21 protein-coding genes are annotated in these 25,362 nt (G+C 60.0%); 6 read left to right on the top strand and 15 right to left on the bottom strand.

What is annotated here, in order from left to right:
• Positions 1–76: 76 nt before the first annotated feature.
• Positions 77–2,551: an outer membrane beta-barrel protein gene (locus ABD937_RS09695; RefSeq protein ID WP_345255401.1), complete on the bottom strand. Its 2,475-nt coding sequence runs from the start codon at positions 2,549–2,551 to the stop codon at positions 77–79.
• A gap of 263 nt (positions 2,552–2,814) precedes the next feature.
• Here ABD937_RS09695 and ABD937_RS09690 point away from each other — a divergent pair, with 263 nt between their 5' ends.
• The 5 genes from ABD937_RS09690 to pgi all read left to right on the top strand — a co-directional run bounded on the left by ABD937_RS09690 (position 2,815) and on the right by pgi (position 6,733).
• Positions 2,815–3,303 (top strand): hypothetical protein, encoded by a 489-nt coding sequence (locus ABD937_RS09690; RefSeq protein WP_345255400.1) that lies wholly within the window; start codon positions 2,815–2,817, stop codon positions 3,301–3,303.
• Positions 3,304–3,518: 215 nt separating this feature from the next.
• Positions 3,519–4,547, top strand: coding sequence for a threonine aldolase family protein (locus ABD937_RS09685; RefSeq protein ID WP_345255399.1), 1,029 nt, complete (start codon positions 3,519–3,521; stop codon positions 4,545–4,547).
• Positions 4,544–4,849 carry a hypothetical protein gene (locus ABD937_RS09680; protein ID WP_345255398.1) on the top strand — a complete coding sequence of 102 codons (306 nt, stop codon included), beginning with the start codon at positions 4,544–4,546 and terminating at the stop codon, positions 4,847–4,849. The genes ABD937_RS09685 and ABD937_RS09680 overlap by 4 nt, the downstream gene beginning before the upstream one ends.
• 33 nt (positions 4,850–4,882) lie before the next feature.
• Positions 4,883–5,038 carry a hypothetical protein gene (locus ABD937_RS09675; RefSeq protein WP_345255396.1) on the top strand — a complete coding sequence of 52 codons (156 nt, stop codon included), beginning with the start codon at positions 4,883–4,885 and terminating at the stop codon, positions 5,036–5,038.
• 45 nt (positions 5,039–5,083) lie between these two features.
• The gene (gene pgi / locus ABD937_RS09670) at positions 5,084–6,733 is read left to right on the top strand and encodes a glucose-6-phosphate isomerase (RefSeq protein ID WP_345255395.1); all 1,650 of its coding nucleotides are present in this window, start codon (positions 5,084–5,086) and stop codon (positions 6,731–6,733) included.
• On the opposite strand, the gene ABD937_RS09665 is transcribed toward pgi, so the two are convergent.
• The 5 genes from ABD937_RS09665 to ABD937_RS09645 form a co-directional block, all read right to left on the bottom strand.
• A complete protein-coding gene (locus ABD937_RS09665; protein ID WP_345255393.1) occupies positions 6,730–7,215 on the bottom strand; it encodes a hypothetical protein in 486 nt (161 codons plus the stop codon). The two genes, pgi and ABD937_RS09665, sit on opposite strands and share 4 nt — an antisense overlap.
• 104 nt (positions 7,216–7,319) lie before the next feature.
• Complete coding sequence (locus ABD937_RS09660; protein ID WP_345255392.1) at positions 7,320–11,738, bottom strand: hypothetical protein; 4,419 nt, start codon at positions 11,736–11,738, stop codon at positions 7,320–7,322.
• A 358-nt stretch (positions 11,739–12,096) separates the two neighbouring features.
• Complete coding sequence (locus ABD937_RS09655; protein ID WP_345255390.1) at positions 12,097–12,546, bottom strand: DUF3276 family protein; 450 nt, start codon at positions 12,544–12,546, stop codon at positions 12,097–12,099.
• An 84-nt stretch (positions 12,547–12,630) separates the two neighbouring features.
• Positions 12,631–14,463: an ABC transporter ATP-binding protein gene (locus ABD937_RS09650; protein WP_345255389.1), complete on the bottom strand. Its 1,833-nt coding sequence runs from the start codon at positions 14,461–14,463 to the stop codon at positions 12,631–12,633.
• 246 nt (positions 14,464–14,709) lie between these two features.
• Positions 14,710–16,095 (bottom strand): undecaprenyl-phosphate glucose phosphotransferase, encoded by a 1,386-nt coding sequence (locus ABD937_RS09645; RefSeq protein WP_345255388.1) that lies wholly within the window; start codon positions 16,093–16,095, stop codon positions 14,710–14,712.
• Positions 16,096–16,324: 229 nt separating this feature from the next.
• Between ABD937_RS09645 and ABD937_RS09640 the strand changes: the two genes are divergently transcribed.
• Positions 16,325–16,981: a hypothetical protein gene (locus ABD937_RS09640; RefSeq protein WP_345255387.1), complete on the top strand. Its 657-nt coding sequence runs from the start codon at positions 16,325–16,327 to the stop codon at positions 16,979–16,981.
• A 126-nt stretch (positions 16,982–17,107) separates the two neighbouring features.
• Here the strand turns inward: ABD937_RS09640 and ABD937_RS09635 are convergent, their stop codons facing one another.
• Genes ABD937_RS09635 through ABD937_RS09595 form a run of 9 tightly spaced genes read right to left on the bottom strand, consistent with a single transcriptional unit; the run spans position 17,108 to position 25,336 of the window.
• Positions 17,108–17,587, bottom strand: a complete 480-nt coding sequence (locus ABD937_RS09635; RefSeq protein WP_345255385.1) for a glycosyltransferase — start codon at positions 17,585–17,587, stop codon at positions 17,108–17,110.
• Positions 17,584–18,036, bottom strand: coding sequence for an oligosaccharide biosynthesis protein Alg14 (locus tag ABD937_RS09630; RefSeq protein ID WP_345255384.1), 453 nt, complete (start codon positions 18,034–18,036; stop codon positions 17,584–17,586). The genes ABD937_RS09635 and ABD937_RS09630 overlap by 4 nt, the downstream gene beginning before the upstream one ends.
• Positions 18,037–18,077: 41 nt before the next feature.
• The gene (locus ABD937_RS09625) at positions 18,078–18,827 is read right to left on the bottom strand and encodes a WecB/TagA/CpsF family glycosyltransferase (RefSeq protein ID WP_345255383.1); all 750 of its coding nucleotides are present in this window, start codon (positions 18,825–18,827) and stop codon (positions 18,078–18,080) included.
• A gap of 46 nt (positions 18,828–18,873) precedes the next feature.
• Positions 18,874–19,959, bottom strand: a complete 1,086-nt coding sequence (locus tag ABD937_RS09620) for a glycosyltransferase family protein (protein ID WP_345255382.1) — start codon at positions 19,957–19,959, stop codon at positions 18,874–18,876.
• A gap of 11 nt (positions 19,960–19,970) precedes the next feature.
• Positions 19,971–20,834, bottom strand: coding sequence for a glycosyltransferase family 2 protein (locus ABD937_RS09615; RefSeq protein ID WP_345255380.1), 864 nt, complete (start codon positions 20,832–20,834; stop codon positions 19,971–19,973).
• Positions 20,835–20,892: 58 nt separating this feature from the next.
• Positions 20,893–21,531: a polysaccharide deacetylase family protein gene (locus ABD937_RS09610; protein WP_345255379.1), complete on the bottom strand. Its 639-nt coding sequence runs from the start codon at positions 21,529–21,531 to the stop codon at positions 20,893–20,895.
• An 11-nt stretch (positions 21,532–21,542) separates the two neighbouring features.
• A complete protein-coding gene (locus tag ABD937_RS09605) occupies positions 21,543–22,799 on the bottom strand; it encodes an O-antigen ligase family protein (protein ID WP_345255377.1) in 1,257 nt (418 codons plus the stop codon).
• A 57-nt stretch (positions 22,800–22,856) separates the two neighbouring features.
• Positions 22,857–23,990 carry a glycosyltransferase gene (locus ABD937_RS09600; RefSeq protein ID WP_345255375.1) on the bottom strand — a complete coding sequence of 378 codons (1,134 nt, stop codon included), beginning with the start codon at positions 23,988–23,990 and terminating at the stop codon, positions 22,857–22,859.
• A gap of 20 nt (positions 23,991–24,010) precedes the next feature.
• The gene (locus ABD937_RS09595; protein ID WP_345255373.1) at positions 24,011–25,336 is read right to left on the bottom strand and encodes an oligosaccharide flippase family protein; all 1,326 of its coding nucleotides are present in this window, start codon (positions 25,334–25,336) and stop codon (positions 24,011–24,013) included.
• Positions 25,337–25,362: the final 26 nt, after the last annotated feature.

Here is a 25,362-nt window from a genome sequence, read left to right as displayed (position 1 = left end):
TGCCGAGTCTGTAAAATGGGTTGATGCTTGAATTGAGAGAAAGCCGTTACAGATCGCAGATCTGAGATCTCAGATCTTATTGTGCTCCCTTGACGCGGTTCTGCTCTTCGGAGGCGCCCCCGCTGCGGCGACGCTCGCGGCCGTCCTTGATCGGCTTGCCGAAGCGCCAGGTGAAGGAGACCGATGCCTGGCGGGTGTCGCGCGTCTGGAAGAAGCGGGCCTCGGTGCCGTCAAAGTCGATCTCGCCCTTCACCTTGTTGGTGAAGAAGATGTCGCGCATATTCGCCTTCAGGGTACCCTTTCCTTTGAGCACCGTCTTGCCGAAGCCGGCCTGCATCGCGCCCATCGGCATGATCACCAGCTGTCCTTCGACGCCGCGGGTGCGGTACCAGCCACTCAGTTCCGCGGTCCAGCCCTTGCCGAAGTTGAACTGGTTATTGATGTTGGTGGTGAGGTTCGTAGCCTCCATGTTGATCAGCGCGCCGTCCTGGTTGAGGCGGCCGGAGAACTTGTTGTAGTTGAAGTTGGTATACAGCATCGCCGTCCACCACTTGCGCACGGGCACCTGGGCGTTCACCGAGATCCCGGCCGACTCGCGGCGCCCGATATTCCCGTCGCGCACGATCGTGGCGTACCCGTTGCCGCCATTGGCAACACTGGCCTGCTCGAACGTCTCGCTCATCATATCACGGGTACTGCTGTAGTTCAGCGTCGTGGTCAGGAACCCTTTGAAGGTGTGCCCAAGCTCGAAGTTGTGGGTGAACTGCGGACGCATGTAGGGGTTGCCCTGCTCCAGCGTATATCGGTCGATGAAGAACAGGAAGGGATTCAGGTCCTGGTAGTCGGGCCGGTCGATGCGGCGGCCGTAAGAGAAGGAAAGCTGGTGGCTCTTGCTGGCGGCGAAGCTGACGAAGGCCGTCGGGAAGAGGCTCCCGTAGTCGCGCGAGAACGAAGAGTCAGGGTGCAGCACCTTGTCGGGCGAGCCGTACTGGTGACCGCGGTACGAAGTAAGCTCGTAGCGAAGGCCGGCCTGCAGGCCCCACTTACCGATCGTCTTGTTCAAATTGAGGTAGGCGGCACCGATCTTCTCCTCGTAGCGGAAGCGGTTCGTTTTGCCCGTGTCCACGTACTCGGTGTTGTCGAAGACGTTGTAATAAAGCGCGCTGTTCACGGTGCGCACGTAGGACCCCTTCAGTCCGCCCTCGAGCTTGGCGCCGCCTTTCAGGGGCTGCACGTAGTCAATCTTGGCGGAATAGATGTTGATGTCCACGGGCAGGTCGCCGCGCAGCAGGTCGGCGGAACGCTTTACCCAGCTCGGATCGTAGGCGCCGTTGGTGAATCGCTGGTCGTTGCCGGTGCGGTACGATACGACATCCACGTCGGCGCTCAGCTCGCGGCCGGTGGAGTCGAACTGGTGCCGGAAGTTCAGGTTGACGGCCTTGTTCTTCCAGGTTTCGCGGGTCACGCTTTCGGCCGTCACGATGGAGTCGGTGACGCCCTGCGCATCCTGCAGGAAGCTGGTCGAAACGCTGCGGCCCTTTTGCGGGTTGGTGCCTCCGGAAAGCACGATGCCCAGGGTGCTGCGCTTGCTCAGGAAGTAGTCGGCACCCAGCTTCAGGCCCAGGTAGTTGTTGTGGCCGCGCTGGCGGGTTTCCTGCGCAAAGATGGCGGTGGTTTGCCCGTTATCGCGGAACCGGCGGTTGATGTCGAGGTTTTGGTGGCGCTCGAAGTAGCTGTGGCTGCCGTTGAGGAACAGGTTCACCTTGCCGGTGCGGTAGTTCATGTTCAGGCTGTTGTTGGAGCGCGAAGCTTTGCCGCGGCTGCCGCCAACGGTTACGGAGCCGTTGAAGCCTTTTACTTTGTTCTTCTTCGTTTTGATGTTGATGATCCCGGAGTTGCCGGCCGCATCGTAGCGTGCCGACGGGTTGGTCATGATCTCCACCTGGTCGATCGCCGTGGCGGGCAGGCTCTTGAGGTAGTTGGCCAGCTCCGTGCCGGTGAGGTAGGCGGGACGGCCGTCCATCAGCACCAATACGCCCTGCTTGCCTTTAAGGGAGATGCCGCCATCCTTATCCACGGTAACGCCCGGCGATTTTTCGAGTACCTCGAGCGCCGAGGTGCCTGCGTTGGAGGCAAAGGCGTCCACATTCACGACCATGCGGTCGGCCTTTTGCTCGATGAGCGGGCGGCGGGCTACCACGGTTACACCGGTCAGCGACTTGCTGGCGGGTTGCAGCACGAGCGCCGGCACATCGGAAGTGGCACTGTTTACGTCCAGGGGAGCGCTCCACGTCTTGCTGTGCCCGGCGGCGGAAACGGCAACGAGGTAGCGACCGGCGGAGAGGCCTTCGAAGGCGTAGCGACCGCTTTTGTCGGCAGCCGCCAGCTTCAGCACAGCAGAGTCGGTTGCGCGCAGGAGGCTTACCGTGGCCGATTCGACTGCCTTGCCGCCGGCGTCGGTCACGGAGCCACGGAGCGCTCCGGTACGGTCCTGGGCGAGGCCGAAAAAGGAGGCGAGCAGGAGGGCGAAGAGTAGGGCGATGCGTTCCATACGTATATATTTAGTACTTGTTCTTAATAATTACAGGACGAAAGTAGGTACTATGGTATGCATAGTACATTGTTTTGTAATCAAACGGTATAAATCAGGGATGACCGGCGCAGGTGGGCTACCCGATAAGACGCGCCTGCGGCAGGGAGGTTACAGGGGCTGAAGGGCATTGGATAAGCGGAAAGAAGAGGCGATGACCGGAACCTGCCGCCGTCGGCGGCTCCTCCGGGCTGCCTATATTTGGAAACACTAAACTGCCTCCCATGCGCATCGCCTCCCTCCTCCTCTGCCTCCTTCACTCGCTTTGCGCCGGCGCCCAGGAGCGGGTGGATGCGGCATCGCTCCAGCAAATGAGCTGGCTTGTGGGTTCGTGGAAGGGCACCGCCAACAAGAAACCGTTCTACGAGGCCTGGCGCTTCGCCAACGACTCCACCATGGTCAATTTTTCCATCGAAGTGACGGGCACCGATACGTTGGTGAAGGAAAGTGGCGCGCTACGCGTACGGGGCGGGCTCCTTTACCTGGGCGCAGCGCCTACCCAGTGGACGGCCACCCGCCTCCGGGCCGGCGAACTCGTGCTCCGCAACGACTCGCTCCGGTTCTCGAACACCATTATCTGGCTTCACAGCCCGGAAGACCATTGGCTCACCATCCTGGAGCACCCGAAAAGCACCGTGTTCTACGATATGACCCGCGATGCCACCCTCGACCGCAAGGTCACCGACTGGATCGCGCAGCGCCGCGGTCGCTGAAAGTGTCGGCCGCAAGCGCCCTTTACCATGCGGCCACGCAGCGCCCCGAAGCCGCGTCCGGCGGCGTGCGGCCGGTCATTTCAAACGTTGAGGTGGAGCGTTTTAATTTGAACCGCTTCTGATCTTACCGCAAAGCACCCGCCCACGCGCGCCCGCGTAAATCTGAAATCCGAAATCGGCGATCTGAGATCCCTCCTCCGGGTTATTTTTGGGGCATGACGATTGATTTCCGTTCCGATACCGTTACGAAACCGACCCCGGCGATGCTGGAGGCGATGATGCGTGCCCCCGTGGGCGATGATGTGTATGGTGAAGACCCCAGCGTGAACCGCCTGGAAGCCCTCAGCGCCGAGCTATTCGGGATGGAGGCTGCGCTCTTCTGCCCTTCCGGTACGATGACCAACCAGATTGCCATCAAGGTGCATACCGTGCCGGGCGACGAGGTGATCTGCGATTTCAATGCACATATCTATCAATATGAAGGGGGCGGCATTGCTTTCAATGCCGGTGCCTCCGTGCGCCTGCTCCACGGCGACCGCGGCCGCTTTACATCCATACAGGTCGCTGAAGGCATCAACGCCGACGACGTGCACAAGGCCCGCACGAGCCTCGTTTGCCTCGAGAATACGACCAACCGCGGCGGCGGCGCCTGCTATGAGCTGAAGGACGTCGAAGACATCCGCGCCCTCTGCGACCGCCAGGGCATCGCCCTCCACCTCGACGGCGCCCGCCTCTTCAACGCACTGGTGGCCAAGGGGCAGAGCGCCAAAGACTACGGGCGCCTGTTTCACACCATCTCCATTTGTCTCAGCAAAAGCCTGGGCGCACCCGTGGGCTCGCTCCTGCTCGGACCGAAGGATTTTATCCGCAAGGCCCGCCGCGTGCGCAAGGTATTCGGCGGGGGCATGCGCCAGGCCGGTTTCATCGCTGCCGCCGGTATTTACGCGCTGGAAAACAACATCGACCGCCTTTCCGAAGATCACGACCGCGCCGCGCAGATCGCCTCGGCCCTCGACGGCCTCTCCTACGTGGAGCGCGTGCTGCCCGTGGAGACCAACATCATCATTTTCGAGGTAAAGGCGCCGCTTACCGCGGCGGCCCTCGTGGAGCAGATGAAAGGTGCCGGCATCCTGGCTTACGCTATCGAGCCCCTGAAGGTGCGCCTCGTGCTGCACCTCGACATCACTCCCGAAATGGTGACCCGTACCATCGACGTACTCTCCGGGCTCAATCCGGCGTCATGATGCAGGACCGGTACGGAGGCGCCTACGGTTTTCACCGGCACCACTTCGCCAACAACATCCTGGTGCGGTGCCCGCGCTGCCACCGGCAGGCCTTCGTGTGTCAGCGGGAGGCGGAGCGGATGGCCCGGCTTTCCTGCGCGCACTGCGGCTACAACCGGCAAACCAGCTCGAAAAAGAAATTCTTTGTGGTGGGCACCATCCATATGGGGGCGCTGCCCGAATGGTCGGTGCAGCACTTTGGCGGCCCCTACGACCCTTTTTTCCGGCAGGAGCTCTGGCTGTGCGCCCCGTTCGAGGGATAGTATCTCTGGGCGTATAATGCCGCCCATCTGGACGTGCTGGAGCAGCACGTGGCAGCCCTCCTGCGCGACCGCTCCAACCTTCCAAAGCGGAACGGATCGATCGGGAGCCGGCTGCCGGGCTGGATGACGGCGGCGCACAACCGGAAGCCCGTGCTCAAGCTCATTGCGCGGCTGCGCGAAACGGTCTGATTCGGCGTAAGTTTACGCCGCCTTTTCAAGCGATAAACCCATACCATGTTCCCTCGTATCAATCCCACTACGACCTCCGCCTGGCAACAGTTGCAACAGCACGCCGACGGCCTGCGCGGCACCCACCTCCGCGACCTCTTTGCCGCCGATCCGGAGCGCTTCAATAAGTTCTCCCGCTGCCTCGACGAGCTCATGATCGACTTTTCGAAGAACCGCCTCACCCAGGAAACACTCGACCTCCTGCTTCAATTGGCGGAGCAGTGCCGCCTGAAAGACGCGATCACAGCCATGTTCGAAGGAGACTATATCAACGAGACCGAAGGCCGCTCGGTGCTCCACGTGGCCCTGCGCAACTTCTCGGGCCGCCCGATGTACGCCGGCGGGAAGGATGTGATGCCGGACGTGCAGCGCGTGCTGCAGCAGATGCGCGACTTCTGCGACCGCATCCACAGCGGCGCCTGGCGCGGCTATACCGGCAAGCCGATCCGCCACATCGTCAACATCGGCATCGGGGGCTCCGACCTCGGTCCGCTGATGGTTACGGAAGCACTCCGCCCCTATTGGAAGGAAGGCATCCAGGCGCACTTCGTCTCCAACGTAGACGCCAGCCATATCGCCGAAGTGCTGAAGAAGGTGAATGCCGAAGAGACGCTCTTCCTCATTGCCTCCAAGACGTTTACCACCCAGGAAACGATGACCAATGCCGGCACTGCCCGCGCCTGGTTCCTCGAAACGGCGAAAGACGAGGCACACATCGCGAAGCACTTCGCGGCACTGTCCACGAACGGCAAAGCTGTTACCGAGTTCGGGATCGACAAGGCCAATATGTTTGAATTCTGGGATTGGGTCGGCGGCCGCTACTCGCTTTGGAGCGCCATCGGGCTTTCCATCGCGCTCACCATCGGCTACGATCAATTCGAGGACCTGCTCCAAGGCGCGCACAGTACCGACGAGCATTTCCACAAAGCGGAGTTTAGCGAGAACATCCCGGTGCTGATGGCCCTCATCGGCATCTGGTACACCAACTTCTTCGGGGCGCAGACCGAGGCCATCCTCCCCTACGACCAATACCTCCACCGCTTCGCTGCTTACTTCCAGCAGGGCAATATGGAAAGCAACGGCAAAAGCGTGGACCGCAACGGCGAAGCCGTGACCTATAGCACCGGACCAATCGTGTGGGGCGAGCCGGGCACCAACGGACAGCACGCTTTCTACCAGCTCATTCACCAGGGCACCAACCTCATTCCCTGCGACTTTATCGCACCCGCGCAATCGCACAACCCGATCGCCGACCACCACGCGAAGCTGCTCTCCAATTTCTTTGCGCAGACCGAAGCGCTCATGAACGGCAAAACCGAGGAAGAGGTGGAGGAGGAAATGCTCGCTGCCGGCAAATCGGCAGAGGACATCGCGCGCCTCGCGCCTTTCCGGATCTTCGAGGGGAACCGTCCCACCAACTCGATCCTGCTGAAGAAGATCACGCCGCGCTCGCTGGGTTCGCTGATCGCGCTTTACGAGCACAAGATCTTTACGCAGGGCGTCATCTGGAACATCTTCTCCTTCGACCAGTGGGGTGTGGAGCTGGGTAAACAGCTCGCCAACCGCATCCTGCCCGAGCTCGAAAGCGAAGAGCCCGTGACGGGGCACGACGCCTCCACCAACGGGCTCATCAACGCGTATAAGAAAATGCGCTAGACCGAAGGAGCCGGATCGAGCTCCGTATAGGTTCTCAGGGTACGGTAAAAGGGCCTGACGCCAGCCTTACCCTGGATCAGGATTGCCCCCGCCGCCACGCGCGCGGGGGCTTTTTTGTGCCCGTCGAACGGAACGAGCTCCAGCTGCCAGAGGTAGTTGCCCGCGGCCGCACGGCGCACGATCGGGAGCCCGCCCTCTTTCGTTTTTCCAACGTTCAGCTCAGTAACCCGGGTGGCAGCGATCGTATAAATACGGCCACCACGCCAGGCGTAGCCCCAGTTCATTTTGGTGGTGCGCGTTTCCGCCACGATCGTCCAGGCCGAGTCGACCCCGCGCCGCATCGGGTTGCCGGCATCATCCACCGGAATGGTACCCGGGTAGCGGATGGCGAGGTAGGCATCGAGCCGGCGCACCTTCGAGGGTGCCTGGGCACTGGCGAACAGTGCGGTGCAGCAGAGCAGCAGGGACAGGATCGTTCTCATGCGCATAAAGATCGTTTGTTATAGGATGCGCCACCCCTGTAAAGGGATGCAGCCGCATAAAAAAAGCCGGTCGCAAGCGACCGGCTTTAACATGTTCAATAGGATCAGTATTTCACGAACCGCAGCGTTCCGGCATTTCCTTTCGCCGTGGTGCCTACCAGCAGGTACGTACCGGCGGCCAGGCGACCGAACTGCACCGGCAGGTCGTTCACACCGGCGCTTACGGACTGGTTGAAGCGGAGTACGGTGCGGCCACGGCCGTCCACGACCTGCCAGTCGATCCGCATGGCGCGGCGGCTGCGCACGCGCAACAGGCTTTGCGACTGGATGCGGTTGGGCATCAGCGTGGCATCCGAGATGTCGGCATCACGGGTGGGGGCTGCCGTAGTACAACCCGGGCTGTTGTCGAGGGTCAGCTGGGCAACAGCCGACGTTACTACTCCGCAGGAATTGGTTACCGTTACGCTGTAGCTGCCGATCGTCAGGGCTGTGGTCCCCGGTACGGTGTACGATGCCGAAGTGGCGCCCGGGATCAGCGAAGAGCCGTGCCACCACTGGTACTGAAGGCCTGTGCCGGTTGCGGAAACGGTGAACGTTGCCGGAGCGGTATTGCACACTGCCTGCGACGACGGCTGCGTCGTGATCACCGGGGCACTGGCGCTGCAGGTATTGACGATGCCCACACCGAAGCCCGAGAAGCCGGTACCGAAGGTATAGGTGAGCGTATAGTCGTTGCCGAATCGGCCGTGCACCGGGCGCACCACCTCCACCGGCGTGCCGTCAGGGTTAGGCGTGGCCACGGTGTAGTTCGAGATCGCGCTCTTCACCTTGATGATCCGGACGCTGTCCCACAGCTTGCCGGTGGCGGCTTCCCAGCCTACCTTTTCTGCTTCCGTATAGTACAGCGTGATCTGGTACTGCCCGTTGGGGAAGTTGGTGGCCGGCACTACCTTATAGGTCTTGGATGCTACAAAGGTGGCGGCAGTGCTTTCGTTGAAGGGCAGTGCCGTGGTGCCGGCACGGTCGATCGATACTTCCGTACAGCCGTAGTTGATGCCGCCCGGGTTTTTGAGGCTCGCGAGGATCTTACCGGAAGGGGTGTAATAGTGTACCATGCCCCCGCCGTGTGTAAAGGTCTGCGTGCGGGTGGCGCCCAGCGCCGTTTCGGTGGGGTTGCCTGCCAGCTGGCCATTGAGGCGCACATCGGGGCGCAGGTAGGTACCCCCGACGTTGGTGTACTGCGCCGCCAGGCTGCAGCCGGTGCCGGTAGCTGCGCGGTTCCAGATGCCCTTCATGTCGGGCGTGGCGCTCGACATCACGTTGTCGCCGCCTCCGCCCGGGATCGAGGTATTGTCGTAACAGAACTCCACGAGGATATTCGACACGCCATCCCAGTTGAACGGAGTCGTGAACGTGAACGTATTCAGCCCTACGAAGCTGCTGTAATTGGCAGAGTAGCAGGTCTGCGCCCCGTCTTCGAAGGTGGTGGTGGTGAACGAGGAGGCCGTGGTGTGCTTAAGGGCGATGCGGAAACCGCTGAAGGAGATGAGGCTAGTCTTCGACGTTACATTGAGCCCGAGCGAAGTGATATTGCCCGCGCCAAAGCCCGCTGCACGCAGCTCGGTGGCCAGGTAGATATACTGGCTGCGCGCTTTCTCATAGCCGCTGCGCAGGGGCTGGATATAGCCGCCGTAGGACCCATCCCCTACCGTAGCCGCACCGGCGCCGGGCACCACGGGGTTCTTGTCATTGTCCTGCAGGGTGAGCTCCATTTTATTGTACGCGCCCTGCATCGCATTGGTTGTACCCGACAGGTAACCCGATACCGTGAAGGACACGCGGAAGAACTCGGTCGGCTCTACCTCGGCATCGTCGTAGATACGTACGGTCAGCGTTTTCGGGGTCGTAGCGCCGCTTGCGAAGATGTGTTGGTTGGTGGGACTGGTGAAGCTGCCATTCGCGGTGAAGTCGTAGTCCACTCCCTGGATCGCCGAGCCTGCTTCGATGGAATAGGTCGCGACCGCGTCGCCCGTAGGCGCGCTGGTGATGCCCACGCTGTAGGTGTATTCTTTGTACGGGCGGCAATCCACCGTGCCGGTGCTGCTCTCCGTGTAGTTCGCGTAGCGCGACGAAAAGCGCACCTCGGGTGCCGACGGCAGCTGGGCCGTGAACAGGCCGCGGCCGTGGGTGGCGGCCACGATCGTGTTGTCGCTCAGGCGCAGCTTCAGCATATCGGTACGTACCATCGGGAAGTTGACGTCGTTGGTCCAGGAGGTGGCAGCGCCGCTGATCGCTTCCGTGTAATAAATGCCCGCCTCTGTGGCGAGGTACATTTTGGAGTTGTCTTGCGGATCGATGAGGGCCCAGCGCACCGGTATGTCGGGGAGGTTGCCGCTGATATTGGTCCAGTTGCCGCCGCCGTTGACGCTGTACCAGACATGCTGTACGCCGTAGTTGGAGAAGGTGGCCACGAGCACGTCATCGGTGTTCCCCGTGTTGACACAGCTCACGTAGGCATTGGGCAGCTGGGTGCCCGACACGTCGGTAACCGATGCGTTTACGTTGCCGGTGGTCACCGTGCTGGCATTGTCGAGGCGTACTACCTTACCGTTGCTGCCGCCGATGAACACGCGGTCGCGGGTGTGGTTCGACACCTTGAAGGCGGTGGCGTTGCCGGCAGATCCGCGCGTCAGCGCAGCAATGGTGAGCACCGTATTGGTGCCGTTGGCGTGTGCATTCGCCCAGCGGTTGATCTGGCTGGCCGGGGTCGTGGCGTTGCTCGCGTAGAGGATGTTCAGCGCGTCGTCGTAATCGAAGGGGTTTACGAAGTAGCCGTTGTCGCCGAGGCTCTGGGAGCGCCACGTGTTGCCGCCGTCTGTAGAAATACGATACGTGTTGTAAACGTACGATCCGAACTGGATGTTGGGGTCCTGCTGGTTGATGTGCACGAAGCAACCGTCGCCGCCGTATACCTCGTGGGAGTAGCTGAGGCCGGGATTGGTCAACCGGTGCACGCCATTGTCCTGCGCGCCAGCCAACAGCACGGGGGATCCTGCGTTGGGGTGGATGGCCGCGGAGTAAAACTGCTTGATGTTGAGGTTGCGGTTACGGTCGGTAAAGCTGGTGCCGCCGTTGTTGGACAGGAAGAGACCACCGTCGCAGCCGATCACCATACGGCTCTGGGTACCGGCTTTCCACCACTGGATGAAGTGGTGGTCGGCATGTACATAAGGGGCGGTGCCCACCCAGTAGGTCATGCGGGTCGGCGCTGCGGTGCCGCTGGAGCCAAACCGGTAGGCGTCCAGGCCACCCACGATGAACTCGTTGCTGTTGTCGGGGTTGATGGCCAGCGTCAGGTTGTACCAACCCTGCCCGTTGAGTACGCCGGAGGGATAAGCCGACGTGTTCTGCTTGGTCCAGGTGGCTCCACCGTCAACCGACTTGTAGGCGCTGTCGAGGTTGTTGGCAGCTACGGTGACCCCGTACATCACATTGCCCTGCGTAGCCAGCTCGAGGCGGTAGGCCGAAGCGGTGGACAGGCGGATGCCACCGCTGGCCGTCCAGCTGCCGTTCGAAACGTTGGCGGGGTCGTTGGTATAAAGGTGCTGCACGCGGGTGCCGGCATAGCCGAAGGAAGCGTGCATCCGGCCGTTGCTGCTGAACTCGATGTCGGTGCAGATGCTGTTGGAAGCGGTGAGGCCACTGGGCGTGATGTTCTGCCAGGTGCTGCCGCCGTCTTTGGAGCGGTACAGGCCTGACGCAAAGGAGCCGGCCAGGTTGGAGCTGCGGTTGGCGACGTAGATGTTGCCGGCCGCGTCGCAAACAATTTTGAATGCGCGTTGGAAGCCGATGCTCGAGGGCAGGCGGTTCCAGGAGTCGCCCCCGTTCTCCGACTTCCAGATACCGGCGCCATATACGGCGTCGGCGTTGCTCGTCGGCTCGCCGGTGGAAAAGTACAGGCGCACCGGAGCGCTGGGATCCTGGCAGATGGACGACACGGCCAGGTTATCGAAGCGGTCGTCGGCATGCGTCCAGTTGGGAACGGCCGCCGACATAAAGTTGGTGCATTTCCAGAGGCCACCGGCCACGCCGCCGGCGAACACGGTGTTGCCGGTGATGTCGCGCAGGGTATCGATCAGCACGCCGCGGATCCGGCCGGAGGTATAAGCACTGCCGGGACGGCTGTTGCCGCTTGGGCCTACGGAGTCGTAGCTCGGGCCGCGCTCCGTCCAGGTGAGGGGCGACTGCACGCGGCCGCCAAGGCGGGCCGAATGGTTGGCCTCGAGGGCGCGGATCATACGCTCGCCGGGCACGTACCCGAGAGAGGGGTCCTTGATCCGTTCGAACTCGAATTCATCGCGGCTGGCGGCGCCGTCGTAGCCGTCTTCCTCTTCGTTGAGGTCTTTTTCCGTGTAGGCGACGTCGGAAAGGCCGATAACCGGGGTTTGGGTGGTACGTTTCAACAGGAGCAGTGAAACAAGGGCAATGCCGGCAACCGGCAGTAATAAGGTCTTTTTACGCATGAGTTTTGGTGTGTGGCTGGTGGGGCCGGGCTTTGTGCCGGCTTCGCGTAAAGTTACGGAAAACCGGTGGGCGAACCGGCTCGTAAGGGGGTACTATTGTGTCATTTAAGCAGTTCCCTTTACCCGGGGCCAACTGGATGCACCTGTTGGCACCCGCTGGCTATTTCCGGCACGGACCCGAACCCGGTGTTCCCAGTGGATTAAGTGGCACCCGGCCTGTGCGCATGATGCGAAGCATCTTCCGAACGATGGTGCGCGCTTTCGGTGCCGGGAAGCATGGCCTCTGCCGGATCATACAGGAAGCATAGCCACGAAAAAGCCCCTCACCAGGGAGGGGCCGTATTGAAGTTCGTAGGGATTACCATTTGTCGGTTTCCTCGGGAGCAGCGGCTGCTGCGGTGGGAAGCGTCACTTCGGGAGCTGTGGCGGTCTTGATCGATACCACCGGCGCGCCGTCGATATCGGAGTGGACGTGGTGCTGATGGTCCATCTCGTCGCCATCGTGATCGTCGAGCACATCGTCGTGGTTGAAGGCGTCGAAGTCGAAGTCGGGCATCAGCTCGGTCTTCACATGGTCCACGGCTTCGATCAGTGCCTTGATGAACTTGTTGAAGTCCTCTTTGTATAGGAAGATCTTGTGGCGGTCGTAGCCGTTGTCGTTGAAGCGCTTCCGGCTTTCGGTGATCGTGAGGTAGTAGTCATTACCCCGGGTAGCCCGTACATCGAAAAAATAGGTACGACGTTTCCCCGCACGGATCCGTTTGCTGTAGATGCTGTCCATCTTCTTGTCGTTGTTTTCGTACGCCACGATCAGAGTTTTTACAGTGAGCTAATAGGTTAGTGAAATACGCTCTTACAAATATAATTATGTTTTTGGATCAGCCAAATTTGCCTAAATGGCCGTCCGGTCGTCCTGCGCAAGCTGACTGCGGTACATTTCGGCGTAGATTCCGTTCTGCTTCAGGAGGCTGTCGTGCGTGCCGCTTTCGGCGATACGGCCCTCGTCCAGCACCACGATCTGGTCGAAGCCGGAAAGGCTCAGCACCTTGTGGGTGATCACGATCGACGTGCGCTCCCTGAGGTAGGCCTCGATGTGGTCGAGGATGGCGCGCTCGGTGCGCGTATCCACGGCGCTGAGGCTGTCGTCGAGCACGAGGATGGGGGATGGCTTTGCCAATGCCCGGGCAATCGACACGCGCTGCTTTTGCCCGCCGCTCAGCGTCACTCCCCGCTCCCCTACCAGCGTTTCATAGCCTTTCGGGAAACTCATGATCTCGTTGTGCACCGCGGCGGCCGTAGCGGCCGAGCGCACGCTTTCCATATCCACCGTTCCGGAGCCGAAGGCGATGTTGCGCGCCACCGAATCGGAAAAGAGGAAGCCGTCCTGCGGCACGTAGGAGATCCCGCCACGGAGGTGCGCCAGGTCGATCCGGCGCAGCGGCACGCCGTCTACCAGCACCTCGCCACCGGTAGGGTCGTAGAGGCGGAGCAGCAGTTGCACCACCGTACTTTTACCCGAGCCGGTGCGGCCTACGAGGGCCACCTTTTCGCCGGGCCGGATGCTGAGGCTAAACTCGTGGAGGGCCCGGATGCCCGTATTCGGATACACAAAGCTGACGCTCCGGAATTCGATCGCCCCGTGCAGGGCCGGCTTCTGTGCCTCCTCCGGGTTTACGATCAGCGGCTCGGTGTGCAGGAACTCATTGAGGCGCTTCTGCGAGGCGGCCGCCCGCTGGATCATGGAGGCCGTCCAGCCGATGGCGCTCACGGGGAAGGTGAGCATGTTGATGTAGATCACGAACTCCACGATGGTGGCGAGGCGGATCTCCCCGCTGATCACCTGCAGGCCACCGATCATGATGGTAAGCAAGGTGCTGATGCCGATGAAGAGGGCCATCGACGGGAAATAGAGTGATTCGATCTTGGCCAACTCGGTGGCGTCGCGGCGGTACTTCTCGCTGTTGGCCTCGAAAAAGCCTTCCATCGCCCGCTCCTGAACGAATGATTTGATGACGCGGATGCCGCTGTACGATTGCTGCGCGTTAACGGTGATGGCAGAGAGCGTCGCCTGCAGCGCTTCGCTGCGGCGGTGGATCACCGTATTTACGCGGTAAATGGTGAACGCAAGCAGCGGCAGCGGCGACAGCACGTACAACGTAAGCTCCGGGCTGCGCTTGTACATGAAGAAGACCGTCATGGCGATCAGGGCTACGAGGTTGGTGAGGTACATGATGGCCGGGCCGGTGAACATCCGCACGCGGCTCACGTCTTCGGCCATGCGGCTCATGAGGTCGCCGACGCTGTTGGCCTTGTAAAAGCCGGCGTCGAGCTTCTGGTAATGCGCATACACTTCGTTCTTCTGATCGTACTCGATGCGCCGGCTCATCACGATGATGGTCTGCCGCATGAAGAACATGAACAGTCCGCGCAGCAGGGCCAGCACGAGGATGGTGACGCCTGCGATGGCCACGATGGTACCCACGGAGTATTCGCGCCCTTCGACCGTATCGATGAACCGCTGCACCAGCACATCGTAATTGGCGGCTTCCGCCTTTGGCTGGTAGCCGGGCAGCTTCAGGGCACGCTGCACATAGTCGATGATAAAGCCCGTAACCTGGGGCGCCAGCACGCCAAAATAGTTGGACACCAGGATGAAAAAGATGCCCACCGCGAGCCGCCAGCGGTACCGGACGAAATATTTGCGCAGGTGCCTGAGATGCTTCAAATGAGAAATTTGGGCAAAAATACGGATAGGGCGAGGGTTCTGCGGGCGTTGATTACAAGGGCCAACGCTTCCTTGTTTCCTGTTTCTTATTCCTTGTTCCCACGACTAAAGTCGTGGGCTGGTACCTATCGAAAACCCACGGCTAAAGCCGTGGGCTGGTTGTTGTCTTGCTATTTCGAATTCAAACGCGTTCGCCAATCATCCCATTACCCCCTTAGCACATTAGCAAATTATCCCATTAGCACATTAATAAGCATTCTCCTCGCCCTTGATGATATTGTACACCGTAAGGAAGATGATCTTGACGTCGAGCCAGAAGTGCCAGTTCTCCATGTACCAGATGTCGCGCTCGATGCGGCCTTCCACGTCCTTGAGCTCCTTGGTTTCGCCGCGGTAGCCGTTCACCTGGGCCCACCCCGTGATGCCGGGCTTCAGGAAGTGGCGGATCATGTATTTGTTGATCACCTGCTTATAGGTGTCGTTCATCTTCAGCGGGTGCGGCCGGGGCCCGCAGATGCTCATGTCGCCGAGCCAGACGTTGAAGAACTGCGGCAATTCGTCGAGGCTGGTCTTCCGGAGGAAGGCGCCCACTTTGGTAATGCGGTCGTCGTCCTTGGTGGCCTGCTTGTACTCGGCGTCCTTCTCCGCCACCTTCATGCTCCGGAACTTGAAGACCTTGATGATCTTTTTGTCGCGCCCGAGTCGGTTCTGGGTAAAAAAGACCGGACCTTTCGAATCCCAGCGGATCACCAGCGCAATGATGGGCACGAGCCAGCTGAGCAGGAACAGGATCACGCAGGTGCTGAACACGAGGTCGAAGGCGCGCTTCTTGATCTTGTTGCCCAACTCCGTCAGCGGCTCCTTGCGGATAGAGAGTACCGGCACGTCTTCAAGGAAGTCGACGTGCATGGTACGGTTGATCAGGAGGTTGTAATCGAGCACGAATCGTACCCGGATGAAGTTGTCTTCGGCCACCTCGGCAAGCTCGTAGAGGTATTCGTTGTCTTTTGGCAGCAGCGTGGAATAGATCTCCGACACTTCATGGGCGATGGCGTAGTCGAGGCAGTCGCGCAGGTTGCCCAGGATCGGGTACATCGAAAGCTCCTGCACGCGCTCCTCGTCTTCGAAATACCCGAGGATGCTGGTGTTGCGGGCCTCGGCCGAGAGCATGTTCGCAATCTTTTTCCCGATATCGTTATAGCCCAGGATGACCACTTTCTTCACCAGCCGCTCCTCAAAGTCGACATAGCGGGCGATCCAGATGTAGAGCAGGCGCGTAAGCAGCAGGATGCCCCCGAAGCCGAGCAGGCTGGTGACCAGGAAGGCCCGCGAGAACTCGTAGCTGTAAAAGAACATGAACAGCACCACGAGCTGGAGAAACAGAAAATAGGCCTTGGCGGTAGACCGGATGAAGTTTTCCGTACGGAAAAAGGTACGCTCCGAGTAGATGGAGAACAGGGAGCAGCTGATCACCCAGGCCAGGTTGACGAAAAGAAACAGGAGCAGGTAGGCCCGGTCAAGCTGCTTGCCGGTGTCGTACGAAAACAGGTACAGCACATAAGCGATGTTCAGTGCGGCGAGGTCGAGAAAGGAAAACAGGAACTGAAAAGCACTGAAAGGTCGTTTATTCATCTTTTTGTCGGTTGGTTAAGTTAATTGGCACTCCTCTTGCATAATGCATTCTGAACACTAGAACACAGCCTTAACCGTTAAAAAATTTGTGCCGTCCGACATAGCCCTTCAGAGGCCGGTTTGCTCTGCCTTAACGGGCATCAGCCTCCCCAACCGATGTATGCGGTCGTGTCGCTCAGCACCTCACCTCTCAACGAAACCTTGTATGACACCGCAAACCTCCACTCCCATGATCAGAAAGAACAATTGGATGCTCGCCCTCGCTGCCGCCAGCACGCTCCTTTTTGCCTGCAGCAAGAAAAAAGATGACCCCGATGCCGGAAAGGCGACCATCAATTACCAGGTAACGAGCTCCAATGCCTCCAGCACCGACTTTACCTTCACCTCGGCGAAGGGCTCCGGAAAGCAGATCGCCTTCAAGGGCGACGGCTCCACCCGCGTAGAGGAGTACCTGCTCAACTTCAATAACGTCGATTTCTTCAGCAACGGCGCCGCCGGCGCCATCGCCTCCATTAAGGTGCCTGCCGGCTCCTACACCAACGCGCAGTTCAACTACCAGATGATCCCGTCGCGCAACCCCGCCCTTGAGATCCGCGGCACCTACAATGCCAACGGTACGCCGGTGCCGGTACGCATCAACCTCGACCAGTTCGTGGAGATCTCCACGAAGATGCCGAGCGTTACCCTCGAAGCCGGCAAGACCTATACCGCTACGCTCAATCTCGACCTGGCCAAGGTAGTGGAAGGCATCACCGCCAGCCATATGACCAACGCCACCCGCACCAACGGCGAGGTCGTGATCGCCTACTACTCCAACCCGGCGCTGCTGCAGACGGTGGTCAACAACATCAACAACGTGATCCAGCACAGCGTCACGATCCAGTAACGGCTTCACCCTTCAACCATCAACCCCGGAAGACGCAGCTTGCTGCGTCTTCTTTTTTTACCCACCCGTACCGACAAAAAAAAGACGCACCGTGGCGTCTTCGTTGATTCCTTGCTGCATGCGCGCTTACAAGAACTCCTCGATCGAGTGCAGGAGCTGCGCCGATGCATGCGCGGCGATGGCCGGGGCCGCGCGCAGGTTGCCGCTCAGAAACCGGCCGATCGCGCTGCGGAACTCCTCCGCCGTTTCCGCACCCGCCACATAGCCCTGGCGCACGAACGCGTGCATCGTAGCCACCTGGTGGTCGTCGCGGGTCTCGCGAAAGGCGGCTTTCCGTGGAAATACGATCAGCGGCTTCTCCAGCTCCAGCACCTTAAGCATGGTGCCGATGCCTGCATGGCTGACGATGAGATCAGCCTCCTCGATGTATTTCCGGAATTGTGCGGGAGGAATGAAGTCGAGGATGTGGATGTGCTTTGCCGCGAAGCCGCCTTTGGTTGTTTGCGCCACGAAAGACACACCAGGGAATTCCGGCGCCAGGTTGTCGGCGATTCGCAACAGGCGATCGAAGGGCTCCTGGCTGCCGATGGTGATGAAGATGTTCATAGTACAGTGCCTTGATAGATGACCTTACCTCCGGCCAGGTGCGGCCATTGCGTATACACCCGGTCGCAGAACCGGAGCGCCATCCGGCCTGAGAGGGAGATCTTCTCGGCATGGCAAACACTTTCGATCCAGATGGTACGGGCGCCCAGCATTTTGCCCACGAGCAGCCCAAGCAGGCCCGGGGCGGCGCCAGTAGAAATGACTACCGACGGCCGGATGCGCCGGAGGATGCGGGCCATCTGCCACATTACCGGGATCACCCTGCCTTTGTTCCAGCGGCTTACCTCGGGTACGAGGTGAAATGGCTTGCCTTCGACGGTGGCGGCAAAACCTTTGTTGGTGGAGAAGTACTCCACGTCGTGCTTGTCCAACAGGGGGCGAAGTCGAACCAGTTCAATCCAGTGCCCGCCACCCGACGCAACGGCGGCGATCTTTTTCTTGGTTTGCATATGAGGACGTTTTAAGTTGGTTAAGATGCGTCTTGGTTGGGCTAGCCCCTCGCCCACCGGAACCGTAGCTCCGCTACGCGTAGCAGGAAGAGCACGTTCCCGATGATGTACCGGCGGAACATACGGCGTGGCTCGAGGCGCAGCCGGTACACCCACTCCAACCCGGCGCGGCGCATCCAGAGCGGCGCCCGCGACACTTTTTCGCCCAGGTAGTCGATGATGGCACCGCCGGAGATGAGCAGGCAGGGAAAATCCAATTGTTCTTTCAGTATCGCGGCCACCTTCTCCTGCTTGGGGTTGCCCATGCCCAGCACTACCACGTCGGGTCGTACCGAGCGTAGCTGCGCCACGTATTCCCCGGCTTCCAGGAAGCCGTGCTCGAGGTGAACGACGTCTACGCCCCTTTTGGCGAGCACGGCAGCCGCCCGCTCAAGGTAGGGCGCCTGGGTGCCGAGCAGCGCCACGCGCTTTCCTGCGAGGTGCTCGAGCACGTACGGGATGAAGTCGGTGCCACAGAAGTTCTGGGCCGGCGCCTGCCCCATCGCCTTATAAAGGAGCGACATCCCCGCACCGTCGCGGAGGATCATGTCGGAGCGCAGCAGCGACTGTAGAAACACGGGATCGGTATGACACAGATTGAACCCGTGCGCGTTGATGAACGACAGGATATATGGGCCCCGGGCCCGCTCCAGCTCGGATCGCAGTCCGGCAAGGCCTTCCTCAAACGAATCGAAAAGAGAAACCCTGCCGGCGATGACCGCGGGTGTTTCAAGCGTTGCACTGATTTTCATGGTAGCTATACGAATATTGATGGTGCCCTACCAGTCCACTGACGTGTCAGGCGGGTTGTCCGAAATAAAGGTTCTTAATCGTTTTCACACGCTCCTCCCAGGAGTTGCTTTGCGAGAGCCCGAGACGCTGCTGCGAAAGAGCGTCCGTATCTTCCTGGTAGGCCCGGCGGCAGGTCTCAACAAACTCCTCGTTGGCACATTTATACACCGTACCCTCCGGGAACTTCCAGCTGCGGATGTTCGGGATGTTGGTGACCACCGCCGGCTTGCCCATGGCGAGGTAGAGCCAGAGCTTGTTGGGCGTAGCGCCCTTGTTGATTACGGCTTCGTCGTAGGGAGCGATGCAGACGTCCACTTCCTGGAGCGCCTCGTAGAGCGCCTCTCCCGTTTTTACACCAAGAAATCGGGCATGCGGGAAGCGACCGAGCCGCTCGCGGTTGGCCGGACTTACCGGCCCGATGAAGTGGACGATGAATTCCTGCAGCAGGCTTTCGAGCAACGGGTAGTCGAGGTTGGAATCGAGGTAGCCTACGAGGCCCAGTACCGGCGTGCCTTCGCGCGGACGCGGCGGCCGGGCGCCATGGTATATGAGGCTGGGCGCTCCGAGGGGTACCACATGCGTGGCGGGATTGTACTTGTTGATCTTGCCCTGCATGTAATCGGAGGTCACGATGCAGAGGCGTGCCTTCTCGGCTACGAGGCGCTCGGTGCGCGTGTGGTAGCGGTTGATGAAGAAGGGATTGAACTTGCCGAAGCCCACGTTGTCGTCGGCGCAGTAGAAGATCACGTTCTTGAAAAAGGAATGGATCGCCGGCGCCGTATAGTCGAAGCAGATCACAAGGTCGAACTGGGGCCCGAGGGCCTTGATCTTCGTAAGGAGCCAGCGATGATAGAGCTCGTTGAGTCCGGGGGTGCGGTAGCGCACCTTGTAGTTGACCGGGAAATACGGCGTCACTACGTAGATGCCCGGCTCCGCGAGGCGCACCTCCACACGGGGCATGCCCGTGCGGTTCTTTTCCACAAAGTAGACGTCGCCGTCTTTCTTGAGCTCGTGGGCCACCTGGTGACGGGCGCGGGGCGGCTCGTCCCAGCAGGTGACGGTCGGGTAGATCAGGTAGTTATTCGGTTTCATAGCGGATCGGTTCAATTACTTTGTTGCAGCAACGGTGCCTCGGACTTTCGCTTGCGCATCGTATGCACGAAGCCTTCGAGGCGTCCGCGGAACATGTTGTAAAAATCACCGGAGCGCTTCCGGTTCATCGAAAGCACCATCTTTACCAGCGGCGCCATCATCCCCTTCAGGATCACGTGGTAGGGAATGTCGTAAGCGGCGTAGACCATGCCCATGCCCCGCTGGCGGGCGCGGATCACATCGGCCTGGCGGGTAAGCACCGGGATGTAATAGTGGTTTACGCGGATGTCGGCATCGAAAAAGATCCGGTAGCCGCGCTGCATGGCGCGGAAGGTCAGCTCGCTGTCTTCGCCGCCGCCGATGAACTGGCCGATGCCGACGTTCTCGAGGAAGCCGCCGAGCTCATGGAACACGGCGCTCCGGTAAAACTGAACGTACGTAACATAGCCCACCGAGCGGAAGGAGAACAGCTCCTTTTGCGTCACGAGGCGCGACACGCGCTGGGTAATGGGGCCCTGCACCCAGTTGATGATCAGCAGGTCGGCCGCCTTCGGGCTCTCGAAATGGCGCTGTACGGCCTGGAGGGCGCCGGGATCGAACCAGCAATCGTCGTCGGGGAAGCAAATGACATCGTACCGTGCCGCCCGGGCGCCGAGGTTGCGGGCCTTCGACTGGTTGGCTTCTTCCATCTTGATGTGGCGCAGGGTCAGCAACGGCGTGAATTCGGCAATGAGGTCGTCGAGCAGGCCATCACGGTTCTGGTCCACGATGATCAGCTCCAGGTCTTTGAGGGGGTACGCGAGAATGGAATCAAAAAGTCGCCGCAGCTCCTTTTTGCGCTTGTAGGTTGCTACAACGGCAGAAATACCTTTCATAAACGGGGTCGGTTGCACGGTTGAGGGTTGAATTTCTACACCTTAAGTGTCGTTCATCCTAGTACAAAAGGCGCTCCGGAATGGCCGGGAAGTGGTAGCCCTGCCGGGAAAACTCGGAAAGAAGCCTCGGTAAAGCGGCGCGCAGGTTGGCTTCGGCCGCATCGTTATCGTGCAGCACCACGATCGAGCCTGGCCGCAGGTGGTCGGCCACGTTGCGGAAGCATTGCTCCGCAGAGGTTTGGGGGTCAAAATCCCCACTCATGATGCTCCACATGACCACCTGGAACTCGTAGCCGCGGGAGCGGAGGCGCCGCACCTGGAAGGGAGTTACGTGGCCGTGCGGCGGGCGGAACAGCCGCGACCCGATCAGGCCCGCAGCCTGCTGTACGTTGGCGTAATACCGCTTGTTGGCCGTACGCCATCCATCGAGGTGATCGTGGGTATGGTTGCCGACGCCGTGCCCTTCCGCCCGGATGCGCGCGTAGATCTCGGGGTACCGCTCGATGTTGGACCCGATACAGAAGAAGGTTCCTTTCGCCCCGTACTTTGCCAGCTCATCCAGCACAAAGGGGGTCAGCGAAGGGTGCGGACCGTCGTCGAACGTGAGAAAAGCTTCCCTGCGTCCGGTATCGAGCTCCCAAATGCAAGGCCCGTAGAGCTTCCGCATCCAGCGCGGCTTGCTGACCATATACTGCATACACGAATGATTTATGCGCCCTGAACCTGCAGGTTGCCACCTGGTACCAACCGGGCGCTTGCGCGGGCCGATTGGGCGGCCCTATCCAGAAAGAGGTACCAGAACACCAGCATGAGCAGTACGAAGTAGAGGTGCTTCTCCCGGAAGAGGCTTGCCTCCGTGATGTTGTTGAGCAGCAGGATCAGCGACAGCAGGTAGACCACCGGCTCCGAGTAATCGACTCTCCGGAAGAGGCTCCCGATCATCCAGGCAAGAAAGATCAGCACGAGCACGAGCCCTACGATGCCGGTGTTCACCATCACGTCCATATAGCCGTTGTGCCCCTGCCCGGGCGACCATTCGAGCTCGCTGATGGTGGAATACGGATTATATCCTTCGCCCGGGAGCCAGTACCCGCCCGACCCGAAACCTGTAGTGAGGCGGTCGCGGGCCTTGAGGTCCATCATCATGATCTCCCAAACATCGGTACGGCCTGTAAAGGTCATGTCGCGGTTATTGATGCCGATAGAGGCTGTGGAGGGTCCAAGGATCGCATTCAGGTGCGGCACGATGAGGCCGGCGGCGATAATGACCAAAAAAAGCGGGCGGAGCAGGAACTTGAACTGGTAGCAGATCGAGACCAGGATACAGCCCGTAAGCGAGGTCATGGAGTCGCACTTGAAGAGCTGGAACACGATCGCAGCATTCAGCCCCAGCCACACGTGGGTAGAAAGGGCCTTTCGATTCACAAAGTTGACGACGATGAAGGCAAAAGCAAGGAACTGTCCCATGTTGTTTGGCGACGAGAACATGCCCTGCGTGCGGCTGGCATCGTCCATGAACCAGGCGGCCTTCGACGGGAACAGGAAGATAAAGGCGAGGTTGGCGAGGGCCGTCACAATGGCAATGCCTTTCAGCGTCTTGAAGAGTTCCTCGCGCCCGAGGATGTTGACGATCACGAAGGCCTGGAGTACCGTGAAGATGGTGCGCATCGTCACGTGCGAGCTATGGCTCTTCATGGCGGGCAACACCCATATGGTAGACAGGGCCAGGAAAGCGAGGAACAGGAAGAGCGGGAAGGCGCCGCGAAGCGACACCTGGATCTGGTCGGAGAAAAGCACATAGGCCAGGGAGCCGACAATGCCGACAAAGCTCAGCACATTGGCCAGCTTTTCCACCGGGGCGAGGCCAGGGAAGGCCATCACCAACGAGGTGAGCGGGAATATGAACAGGATGAGCTGCAATTTCCCCAACAGGAAGGATACGGGCTTGCTCGTAACGAAGTTCATGCGGCGAACGATTCGGTTTTGTAGGTTTCGCGGACCTGTACTACAAGAACCCTGCCTTTACGCCGCTTTCCCCAGGCTATTTTCCCCAGGCCCCTCCTTCCGGGCGTTCAGCTTCCGGATGCTGGTCTTCTCCGCGTTCAGGTACACCTCGCGGTACTGGTCGCTGGAGAGAGCGGCCACAATGGCCTTTGGAGAGAGGTGGTGCTCATAATAGGTCTTCACATTCCGGACGAGCTCGTTCACCTTTTCCTCGGGGTAGGTCAGGGCCTCCTGGAGCCGCTCGGTAAAGTTGTCGTTATTGTAGAGCACCGCGTTACGGCCGTGCTCCAGCGCCGGGGCAAAAAGCTGCGCATATTCCTCGTGGATGATGGGCACCGTTCCGACCGACATGGCCTCGTACACGTTGTGCGATTGGGGCATGAACACGCCCGGGCAGGCGATGAAGAACGAATAATTGGCAATGACGCTCCGGAGGTCGCTTTGCTCCACCACAAAGTTGCCCTTGTCCACGATGTCGATGGAGCCGTGCTTCGCGCCACCCTTCAGCTCGTCGAACGACTTGGGGAAACGGGTCTGCTCCATCGTCAGGAGCTGCTTCTGCAGCTCGAGGCGGTCGATCATCTTGAATTTCCGGGACGACGAGAAGATCTTGTAGTCATTAGGGTCGAAGTTGCCGGCGAAAAATACGGAGCGCTTCCGCTGCGACTCGTCGTAGGGCGCGTTCCACCAGCCGTATTTGTACATATGCGGGTGCATCCCGATGGGTACATGGTAGCGGTGCGAGCCGGTGTCGGGGGTATGCAGGAAGTAATCGTTCGACAGCTTGCGGCGCACGCGGCTATTGGAAACCCGGTCGGTAAAAGCGATAGCACCCTCAGGCACTTTGGAGGAGAAACGCACGAATTCCTCTTCGATCAGGAAGCGGGAGTAGTCGTCGCCCAGGCTCAGCAGGAAGCGGGGGTTCTCGCTCAGGTACACCTGGTAGCCTTCGGCCTGGAAGTATTTGACGAGTATATAGAGGTAGCGTACATAGGAATTGTCGTGCAGGTCGATCCACACGGCCTTTTGCCCGGGTGCGGGGCGGGGCGTGCGGCCACGGCGGCTCAGGTAGGCGCGGAACAACTCCACGTCGCGCAGCTTTTTCTTCAGCTTACGCTTCACTTTGAACAGCAGGCGGGATAAGGAGTCCATGGGAGTAGGTCGGTTTACGGTTATCGTTTCGAGGGTCTCAGCTTGAGTGCGTTAAGGTAGAACTGGCGGGGCTTGTAGTATTCGAGGTCGATGATGCGCACGCCCTTATGATGCAAATACGCGGCCTTCATCAGCAGGATGCACAGCTCGGCGATGGGCCAGGCGGCAGCGGTGCCGGCAAGACCGTACAGGTGATGCAGCCAGAAGAGCAGGCCGATATTGGCGGCAAAGCCGGTGACCATGATCCGGATATAGACCGCATCGAGCCGCAGGTTGAGCATCACGTGCTGGCCGAGGGCCGTGTTGAGATTGGAGAAGAGCAGGCCAAAGGCAAAGATGCGGAGCAGGCCTGCGGCGCCGGCGAACTCGCGCCCGAACACAAAGCCGATGAGGGGCTCGGCGAAGAGCAGCACGAATACCGACATGCCGAAGGTGATCGCGAATACGTAGGGCAATGTTTTGCGCAGGCGGTCCATCCCGTTCTCGTGGGAGCCGGTGAACGCTTCTCCTACATATGGAAAGAGTACCGTGTTGAGCGGCATCGCGATGATGCTCTGAACGATGATCACGATACGGAGCGCCGCGGTGTAGAAGCCGGTGTCGCGGATGCTGAGCATGGTGCCAGCGATGATGATGTTGGTGAGGTGGGCCTGGTTGCGGATGAGCTCAATGAAGGAGATGTGGCGGATGTCCTTGAACGTCTCCCCGATCGCACGTGCCTTTGCCCAATGAACCTTGATACCATAGCGGCGCAGGGCATAGCGCAGCGATATCCACGATACGCCAACGTGTGCCAGCGAGGTGATGAGCGGGTGGTAGATATAGTCGCTCCGCTCCTGGATCGACAGCACGATCGCAACCGAGAAGAACAGCTTCGAGAAAAAGCTGAACACGGCAAACTTGCGGGTCTCCTGTTTCGAATGGTATACCCAGCTCGGGTTGATGACCCAGCCGAGGCAGTACAGGTAGGCGAACAGGCTCACGAGCTTTTCGCCCGATAGCTGCGGCACTGTAAACACCAGCACCGTGAACACGATGGTGCACACGGTGAGGATATACGTTTTCGCTACGAGGATGCGGCTTACGATGCTGTCGATGGCGGGTTGATCGCCTTTAGCTGCCACCATCTGGCGCACCCCGTAGAGATCGAACCCCGCATTGATAAACAGCACGAAGTAGTAAACGTAAGCGAAGATGTAGTTGATCACCCCGTAGTTCCCCGGGCCGATGATCCGCGATACCAGGGGCAGCGTGATCATGGGCAGTACGAAGTTGCCGATCTGCAGCAACGACAGGGATAGGATGTTGGTCAGTATCTTTCGCTTGTTTCCAGCGGGCGTGTCCATCTTTTTGCGGGGGTCGGTTTTGGGTG

It is taken from the genome of Flaviaestuariibacter amylovorans, from assembly GCF_039541815.1.
Classification (GTDB): domain Bacteria; phylum Bacteroidota; class Bacteroidia; order Chitinophagales; family Chitinophagaceae; genus Flavisolibacter; species Flavisolibacter amylovorans.
This window is presented reverse-complemented; position numbering and strand designations above follow the sequence as displayed.